7 protein-coding genes and 1 rRNA gene are annotated in these 8,617 nt (G+C 38.4%); 5 read left to right on the top strand and 3 right to left on the bottom strand.

Features of this window, described 5'->3' with window-relative positions:
• Both rrf and ACTJJH_RS06465 read left to right on the top strand, forming a co-directional pair.
• A 5S ribosomal RNA gene (rrf, locus tag ACTJJH_RS06470) occupies positions 1-100 on the top strand; the annotation flags it as partial.
• Between the two features lie 159 nt (positions 101-259).
• Positions 260-856, top strand: coding sequence for a glutathione S-transferase family protein (locus ACTJJH_RS06465; protein WP_372550407.1), 597 nt, complete (start codon positions 260-262; stop codon positions 854-856).
• A gap of 50 nt (positions 857-906) precedes the next feature.
• Here ACTJJH_RS06465 and ACTJJH_RS06460 read toward each other — a convergent pair whose 3' ends face one another.
• Entirely contained in the window at positions 907-1,611 is a 705-nt protein-coding gene (locus tag ACTJJH_RS06460) for a TIGR04219 family outer membrane beta-barrel protein (RefSeq protein ID WP_440600903.1), read from the bottom strand.
• A 639-nt stretch (positions 1,612-2,250) separates the two neighbouring features.
• On the opposite strand from ACTJJH_RS06460, the gene ACTJJH_RS06455 reads away from it, so the two are divergent.
• Positions 2,251-3,729, top strand: coding sequence for a sodium-dependent transporter (locus ACTJJH_RS06455; RefSeq protein ID WP_086375991.1), 1,479 nt, complete (start codon positions 2,251-2,253; stop codon positions 3,727-3,729).
• 12 nt (positions 3,730-3,741) lie between these two features.
• The gene (locus tag ACTJJH_RS06450; RefSeq protein ID WP_002119126.1) at positions 3,742-3,885 is read left to right on the top strand and encodes a methionine/alanine import family NSS transporter small subunit; all 144 of its coding nucleotides are present in this window, start codon (positions 3,742-3,744) and stop codon (positions 3,883-3,885) included.
• Positions 3,886-3,925: 40 nt separating this feature from the next.
• On the opposite strand, the gene rsmB is transcribed toward ACTJJH_RS06450, so the two are convergent.
• A complete protein-coding gene (rsmB, locus tag ACTJJH_RS06445; protein ID WP_440600902.1) occupies positions 3,926-5,230 on the bottom strand; it encodes a 16S rRNA (cytosine(967)-C(5))-methyltransferase RsmB in 1,305 nt (434 codons plus the stop codon).
• Complete coding sequence (gene fmt, locus ACTJJH_RS06440; RefSeq protein WP_440600901.1) at positions 5,227-6,189, bottom strand: methionyl-tRNA formyltransferase; 963 nt, start codon at positions 6,187-6,189, stop codon at positions 5,227-5,229. The genes rsmB and fmt overlap by 4 nt, the downstream gene beginning before the upstream one ends.
• 347 nt (positions 6,190-6,536) lie before the next feature.
• On the opposite strand from fmt, the gene ilvD reads away from it, so the two are divergent.
• Positions 6,537-8,366, top strand: a complete 1,830-nt coding sequence (gene ilvD, locus ACTJJH_RS06435) for a dihydroxy-acid dehydratase (RefSeq protein WP_005804318.1) — start codon at positions 6,537-6,539, stop codon at positions 8,364-8,366.
• The last annotated feature ends 251 nt before the right edge of the window (positions 8,367-8,617 follow it).

The raw sequence follows: 8,617 nt of genomic DNA, 5'->3' as shown, positions 1-8,617 counted from the left end.
AAGAGTGAACCACCTGATCCCTTCCCGAACTCAGAAGTGAAACCTCTTAGCGCTGATGGTAGTGTGGGGTTACCCATGTGAGAGTAAGTCATCGCCAGCTCATTATTCTAAACACCCCCATTCCAATGAATGGGGGTGTTTTTTATTGTGATAAAAAATATAGGTGCGGGAAATAAATATAAGAATACTCAGGAAGAGTTGTGCTATAAATAATAAGAAAATTAATCTTTTATGTATGCATAATAAGGGAAAAGCATCTATGCTAATTTATGGTGATGTCGGTTCGGGTAATTGCTATAAGATAAAACTATTACTTTCCTTATTAAATATTAATCATAGATGGATCCACGTTGATATTTTAAACAAAGAAACTCAAACAGCTGATTTTTTATCTTTAAATCCTAATGGAAAAATACCTGTACTAGTCCTAGAAGATGGTCGTGTTTTGAGTGAATCGAATGCTATCTTAGGTTACTTGGCTGAAGGAACAAAATTTATTCCTACAGATCCTTTTATTAAAGCCAAAATGTACCAATGGATGTTCTTTGAGCAGTATAGTCATGAACCATTTATTGCAGTTGCTCGTTTTATTAATAAATATTTAGGGTTACCACCAGAAAGAATCGAGGAATATCATAATTTACAGCCAAAAGGCCATAAAGCACTATCTATTATGGATAAAGCTCTAGTAGATCACGACTATCTTGTTGGAGATCAATTAACTATTGCTGATATTGCCTTATATGCATATACCCATGTCGCGGAGGAAGGTGGTTTTGATTTGGAGCTATATCCAAATATTCAAGCGTGGTGCCAAAGGATTCGAGAATATTTAGGTTATGTAGATATGATTTAAATAAAAAAAGAACTCATATAGAGTTCTTTTTTTATTTCTGAAATTCTGATTTAGAAATGTGCTTCTAGACCTACATATGGGCCTTTAAACTCAAATTTAAGGTCATTGTTATCGTAGTCATCTAAATCGATATTAAGTATGCGATAGCCTGCTGTTAGACCAAGATCAATAAGTAGGTTATCTGCAAATTTATATTTTACTTCTGCTAGTGCATCTGTAATTCGTGCATCATCAAAGTTTGTATAAGTTGCTTCACTTTTAGCACTTAAGCCTGTAAACGGTAGTTTTACTTCACCTGACAAATAAGCAATAGGATATGTTTTATCAATATCCACGCGCTTACCTGTGTACGCAGTAATATCACCATTTAATATAGTTGCACCAAGACCAGCATCTACACTTACGATATTATCTAGTAACTCGTAGTAGAGGATAAAATCGCTATGATCTAAATCAACTTTATAATTGGCTTGACCTAAAGTTTCTGATTTAGTTTCGGTATCTAAATTTACATAACGAATTTTGGCATTGGGAATAAATGGAATTGGGTGCTCTACTGCTAATGAGATTTGAGCACTACCTTTTTGGTCTAAGTCTTGATCTTCGGATGATTGAGAAGACATATTCGCTTTACCGTCATAAAACCAGTAACCTACGTCTCCTTTTACTCCTACGAAGTCTGCTTGAGCAAAGCCACTTAAGCCCATCCCGAGCGTTAATAAAGATATTTTTAATATTTTCATTTTTACATCCACATAAAAGAAATCTTTGAGCGCATGATATAGACATCTTGCTACAGATGCATTGATAAAAAATAAAGATCTGAGGTGTGTGATATGAGTAAATTTTTAGTCCTTAAAAAAGTTTATTTATTTCAAGGAATTAATATTTTCTATTTAATTTAAATGAATTTAATCTTGTAGAAAATTTAGTATAAATTTTGTCAATCTTATCGCGCTTATTAAATTTTAATTGATAACTGGAGAGTTAAAAATAAATTAGTGGATAAGTTGAGTAATTAAAGGAGCTTTTTTAAGAGTTGGCAGAAAATGTCATTGAACAATAATGTTGAGCTACAAGTAGTAGAACGTAAATATTAGCTGAAAAATAACCAATTGTGAAAAAAACTCAGAAAATTCATAAAATTTCTGACGGAAATTACAGTAAAAAGAAATAAAAACAGGTATTGTTCAGCTATATAGGGGCAAAAAATGGACAAAAATCTTTAAGGAAGAATTTTCTATTTTTGCTTGTTTGTTAAGGGAATAAAAATACTCAAAAGGTGCTTTTTATTTTCTACAAACACAAAAGTATTTTTTGGTTCTTTTTTTGCATGCGGAATAACAATCAACAATAGCAGTAAAAATAAGTAATCTTTTAACATTAGGTGTTCTATGACAGATTCTCGTGAAAACTGGACGTCACGATCTGGTTTTATTATTGCAGCCGTTGGTTCGGCTGTAGGCTTAGGTAATATCTGGCGCTTCCCATACGTTGCTTATGAAAATGGTGGCGGTGCGTTTCTTATTCCCTATCTATTGGCACTCATTACTGCTGGTTTACCGTTGCTATTTTTAGATTATGCGGTAGGTCATCGTAGTACTAACTCCCCGCCTAAAGCTTATCGTGCCCTATTTAAAGGCGGAGAAACTTTAGGTTGGTGGCAGGTTTGTGTCTGTATTATCATTGGTTTGTACTATGCAAGTGTACTCACTTGGGCTGGTAGTTATGTTTATTTCTCTATTGGCCAAATGTGGGGAAGTGATCCGGAAGGTTTCTTCTTTAATACCTATTTGCAAACCACAAAAGCAACTGGTTTTGATTTACAGTTTGTAGGCCATTTATTCTGGCCGATTGTTGGGATTTGGGCACTTACTTTAATCATTCTTTATGGTGGTGTGAAAAAAGGTGTGGAATTATCAAATAAGATTTTCATGCCTTTATTATTTATTCTCTTCACTATTTTAGTGATTCAATCATTACGTTTACCAGGCGCGGTTCAAGGCTTAAATGCTTTCTTTACGCCGAACTGGTCAGCAATGATGGATTATAAAGTTTGGTTAGCGGCTTATGGCCATACTTTCTTCTCCCTCTCTGTCGGTTTCGGGATCATGGTGACTTATGCATCTTATTTGAAACCAAAAACGAATTTAACAGGTTCTGGTTTAATCGTTGGTTTTGCAAATGCATCAACAGAGATTTTGGCTGGTATTGGTATCTTCGCAGCGCTTGGTTTTATGGCACATGCTGCAGGTACTGAAGTTAAAGATGTGGTGAGTGGCGGGATTGGATTAGCATTTATTGCATTCCCTAAAATTATTTCAAGTTTAGGTGCAGGTGCCGATTTATTTGGCTTCTTATTCTTCTCTTCCCTTTTCGTCGCTGGTATTTCTTCCATGGTGAGTATTTTGGAAGTACCTATTGCAGCAATGCAAGATAAATTGAAATGGGGCCGTAAAAAAGCTGTAACCATTATTGGTGGTGGTAGTGCGCTTGTATCAATTATTTTATTCTCAAGTGTAAACGCAATTAAACTGGTTGATATCGTTGACCACTTTATCAATAACATCGGTATTATTGGCGGTGCTTTACTTTCTATTATTACCGTGGCTTGGTTTAAACGTTCTGCTCTAATGGAACTTCGTGATCACGTCAATCGCATCTCAACTATTCAATTAGGTAAGGGATGGGATTTCACTTTAACAGTGATTACATCATTAATCTTGTTAACTACACTCAGTATGACTGTATTTAATTTGATCAAAAATGGCTATGATACTTATAGTATGAGCTTACAAGGTGTATTCGGCTGGGGCAGTGTGATTTTCTGTGCAGTCGTTGCAATTGTTTTAAGCAAAATGAAAGATCGCTAGGAGGACAGAATAATGAATACTTCAGCAATCGTGATGATGGTAATTTCGATGGTGTTTTTATGGGGTGGCTTGGCTTTGTCCATTATCCATTTATCGAAACATCCGGAAGAATTAGATGATGTTTTAGAAGAAGTAAAAGATCAGCACACACTTTAATGCTGATCGAGTAAAAAAGCAGGCTTAAAGCCTGCTTTTTTTATGCAATTTTTTGGATTTTACAATAATAAAACCCATCACCAGACTGCGCTTCTGGCAGTAATTGTCGGCCATGAGTTTGCTCGATTCCCCAGTCAGCTTCAATTTTAATCTCTTTTGCATTTGGATTTTCAGCAAAAAATTTCATCATCTGCTGTTCATTTTCAGCTTTTAAAATTGAACAGGTGATGTAAAGCAATGTACCGCCAACTTTGAGTTGTTGCCACATGTGGTCCAATATCTGCTTTTGTAGCTCAATAGTTTGAGCTATATCACTAGATTGGCGTAATAGGCGTATGTCAGGATGACGACGAATAACCCCTGTAGCAGAGCAAGGTGCATCGAGCACTATACAATCTACTGGCTGTGCAGGTATCCATAGAGTTGCATCGGCTGCTAAAATCTCTGTATGACTTTGATCAAGTGCTAAGCGATTTAAGTTCTCAGTTACACGCACTAAACGGCTTGGATCCTGATCAATCGCAATGAGCTGAGCAGGTTTAAATTTTTCAAGTAAATGAGCAGTTTTACCGCCTGGGGCAGCACAAGCATCAACTACTATTTTATCGTTCAAATCTTGCAATAATGTTGCGCAAAGCTGAGCGTGTTCATCTTGTACCGAAAACCAACCTTGTTCAAAACCGGGTAGTTGAGTAATTTGTACAGACTGTTCAAGAACAATACCTACCTCAGACAAAGTACAAGCACGTGCCTGAATTTCTAAACTCTGTAATTTTGCTAAATAAGCATCGCGGCCAATATGACGCTGGTTCACCCTTAAGGTTAAAGGCGCGACTTGCTTCAAAGATTGGCAGAGAGATTCCGTTTGTTCACCCCAATCCTTTTTTAAGCGTTTGAAAAGCCAACTTGGTAAGCCATGCGCCTGCTGTAAACCTTGCTGAAAGTCCTCAGTTTCACGAGTAGCTCTGCGTAAAATTGCATTCACAATACCGCTGAGTGCAGGGAATCCAAGTTGTTTGGTTGCATCTACTGTTTCTGAAATAGCGGCATGCGCTGCAATACGCGTGTATAAAACTTGATAAAGACCCACATAAAGACAGGTTTCTACTGTCTCATTATTTAAAGGCTTGCTGAGTAGCGGTAGGCTAATTGATTTAAGGGCAAACCATTGGCGCAATGTGCCTAACACAAGCTCATGAAACAAAGCACGATCACGCTCTGCTACCTGATTCAGCTGTGTATTTAAAATACTAGCGAGTGATTGGCCTTGCTGAACTTTTAGTAACGTCTGGACGACTTGAGCACGCAGGTTAAAACGTGAGGAATTTGAGGTAACCTGACTCATGGCAAAATTTGTCCTACATGAAGTTTTTGAGTTTGTGCAATTTGTTGAGCGTTTAATGCTTTACCACCCGGCCACTGCACGCTAGTCAGACAAATAAATGTATTTTCACCGCAAGCAACATGTACACCTTGCTTATCGATTGCAATAATTTCACCAGCTTGAGCATTCGCTTTGCTTTGACTAGAAATTATTGAGTTCCAGACACGTAGAGCATTACTTTCATCTAACTGAATGAAGGCAACTGGCCAAGGATTGAATGCACGAATATTTCGGTCAACTTGAATAGCATCAATTGCCCAATCAATACGAGCTTCTGACTTTACGAGTTTATGAGCATAGACTGTTAAGCTTTCGTCTTGAACTTCGCGTTCTGCCAAATATTTTTGTAGTGTTGCTTCTGACTCGAGTACCGCACAAATTGCTGTTGCACCTTGAGCTGCGAGTTTGTCATGTAATGTCGCTGAGGTATCTTCGGCAGTAATTGGGCAGTATGTTTTATACATCATATCGCCTGTATCTAAACCGGCAGCCATCTGCATGATTGTGATTCCGGTTTCTTCATCACCTGTTGCGATTGCACGCTGAATTGGTGCTGCACCGCGCCAGCGTGGTAATAGTGAACCGTGAATATTTAAACAGCCATATTTCGGTGTATCGAGCACAGTTTGTGGAAGAATCAAACCGTAGGCTGCAACTACCATCACATCTGCGCCTAAAGCTGCCAGTTCTTGTTGAGCTGCGAGTCCTTCTTCTGTAGATGCTTTAAAGTGAAGGGGTTGATAAACAGGAATATTATGCTCAAGAGCAAGTTGTTTTACAGGAGAAGACGTTAGTTTTTGTCCACGACCCGATTTACGATCTGGCTGAGTATAAACCGCGATAATTTCATGGGAAGTTTTTAATAAAGCCGCCAATGCTGTTGCAGCAAATTCGGGGGTGCCAGCAAAAATAATTTTCACAAATGCAATCCAAAAAGAGTTTAGGCGTAGTATACGTGAAAAACGATTGAAGCCCTAAAATCATGGCGATTGAGCATTTTAGTTTTTAAATAGTGAACAAAAAATTATTGAAAAACTTTTATTGATAAAAAAAGGTTATGAAAAAATAAAAAATTATTCATGTAAGTTTTGCTAAATATTGACTGTCTATTACTGTTCTTGGCTTTCCGAATATTATTTGCTTCTATAGAATGGAGAATGATCAAATTATGATGATGAGTCAATATTCCGACTGATCTAACGCTATATCAGTATCATTCGCCAGAGCGGGAAAAATTCCGCTCAAGCACAACTTGTTGGAAACACTAATGCCTGACTATCGTTCAAAAACATCGACACACGGAAGAAATATGGCTGGCGCACGTGGCTTATGGCGTGCAACAGGAATGAAAGATGAGGATTTCGGCAAACCGATTATTGCGGTGGTCAACTCATTTACTCAATTTGTGCCGGGCCATGTACATCTTAAAGATCTAGGGCAGCTTGTCGCAGCAGAAATTCAGGCAGCAGGTGGTGTTGCTAAAGAGTTCAATACGATCGCAGTTGATGACGGGATCGCAATGGGGCATGACGGCATGCTTTATTCTTTACCATCACGTGATTTGATTGCTGACTCAGTTGAATATATGGTGAATGCACACTGTGCAGATGCCATGGTGTGTATTTCAAACTGTGACAAGATTACTCCGGGAATGCTCATGGCTGCGATGCGTCTTAATATTCCTGTTGTTTTCGTTTCTGGCGGACCAATGGAAGCTGGTAAGGTTAAGTTCCGGGGTAATGAAAAAGCGATTGACCTTGTTGATGCAATGGTTGTTGCGGCTGATGAAAGTTATACAGACGAAGAAGTTGAAGAATTTGAACGTTCGGCATGTCCAACCTGTGGTTCATGTTCAGGTATGTTCACTGCAAACTCAATGAACTGTTTAACAGAAGCTTTAGGTTTATCTTTACCGGGTAATGGTTCGATTGTTGCGACGCATGCAAACCGTAAAAAATTATTCTTAAAAGCAGGCCAGCTTATTGTTGAATTGGCTAAGCGCTATTATGAACAAGAAGATGCAAGCATTTTACCTCGTTCAATTGCAACCAAGGCTGCATTTAAAAATGCGATGACCCTTGATATTGCAATGGGTGGTTCAACCAATACCGTTCTGCATTTATTGGCTGCGGCAAGTGAAGCAGAAGTTGATTTTACAATGGATGATATTGACGAATTATCACGTCGAGTTCCTGTACTGTCTAAAGTAGCGCCTGCAAAACAAGACGTTCATATGGAAGATGTTCATCGTGCTGGCGGTATCATGGCGATCTTAGGCGAGCTTGATCGCGCGAATTTACTTGATGTATCTGTACCGACTGTACACGAGAAAACTTTAAAAGATGCATTAGATAAGTGGGATATTATTCGTACTGAAGATGCAGACGTTTATGAATTCTACCGCTCATCTCCAGGTGGTGTTCCAACTCAAGTTGCATTCTCGCAAAATCGCTATTATTCAACATTAGATGGCGACCGTGAAAAAGGCGTTATCCGTAATGCAGAAAATGCATTCTCTAAAGATGGTGGTTTAGCGGTTCTATACGGCAACATCGCGCTTGATGGTTGTATCGTGAAAACTGCGGGTGTTGATGAATCAATCTTGAAATTTACAGGCACGGCACGTGTATTTGAGAGCCAAGATGCGGCTGTAGACGCAATTTTAGGTCATGACATTAAAGCTGGCGATGTGGTTGTGATTCGTTACGAAGGTCCACGTGGTGGCCCGGGTATGCAAGAAATGCTTTACCCAACCAGCTACCTTAAATCGAAAGGTTTAGGAAAAGACTGTGCATTGGTAACAGATGGTCGTTTCTCTGGTGGTTCATCAGGTCTTTCGATTGGTCACGTTTCACCAGAAGCAGCTGAAGGTGGTGCAATTGGTTTGGTTGAAGATGGCGATACTATTGAAATCGATATTCCAAACCGTACGATTCACTTAAACGTTGATGATGCGACTATGGCACATCGTCGTACAGTGCAAGAAGCGAAAGGCTGGCATCCGAAAGAAGAACGTAAACGTAAAGTATCAAAAGCGTTAAAAGTTTATGCAATGCATACAACAAGTGCAGCGAAAGGAGCTGTACGCGTTCTATAAAATATTCAATTTTAATAATTGATTAGGAATCATGCACCCTTTAACACGATGAATTGCTATCATGTTAAGGGTGCATTTTTCATGTCTGGTAAAAAAAATCAGCTTGTAGAAAAAGGTGTTTTTAGATCATTCTATGGGTTTGCCGTAAAATGGTGATAAAATCTTCACCTACGTAGAAACTTGCTAAAAACATGACTTATTTTCTGCGTAAACTAAGGTAGTTATATTTCAATCTCGACTACTGTTTTACC

Source organism: Acinetobacter sp. 22301 (assembly GCF_052045285.1).
In the GTDB taxonomy this organism is placed as follows: Bacteria; Pseudomonadota; Gammaproteobacteria; order Pseudomonadales; family Moraxellaceae; genus Acinetobacter; species Acinetobacter pittii.
The sequence above is the reverse complement of the archived record's forward strand: the minus strand, read 5'-3'. Positions and strand labels throughout refer to the sequence as shown.

Coding starts and splice junctions, on each gene's coding strand:
- ilvD (WP_005804318.1), top strand. CDS start 6,537: ATGCCTGACTATCGTTCAAAAACATCGACACACGGAAGAAATATGGCT.
- ACTJJH_RS06450 (WP_002119126.1), top strand. CDS start 3,742: ATGAATACTTCAGCAATCGTGATGATGGTAATTTCGATGGTGTTTTTA.
- ACTJJH_RS06455 (WP_086375991.1), top strand. CDS start 2,251: ATGACAGATTCTCGTGAAAACTGGACGTCACGATCTGGTTTTATTATT.
- ACTJJH_RS06465 (WP_372550407.1), top strand. CDS start 260: ATGCTAATTTATGGTGATGTCGGTTCGGGTAATTGCTATAAGATAAAA.
- rsmB (WP_440600902.1), bottom strand. CDS start 5,230: ATGAGTCAGGTTACCTCAAATTCCTCACGTTTTAACCTGCGTGCTCAA.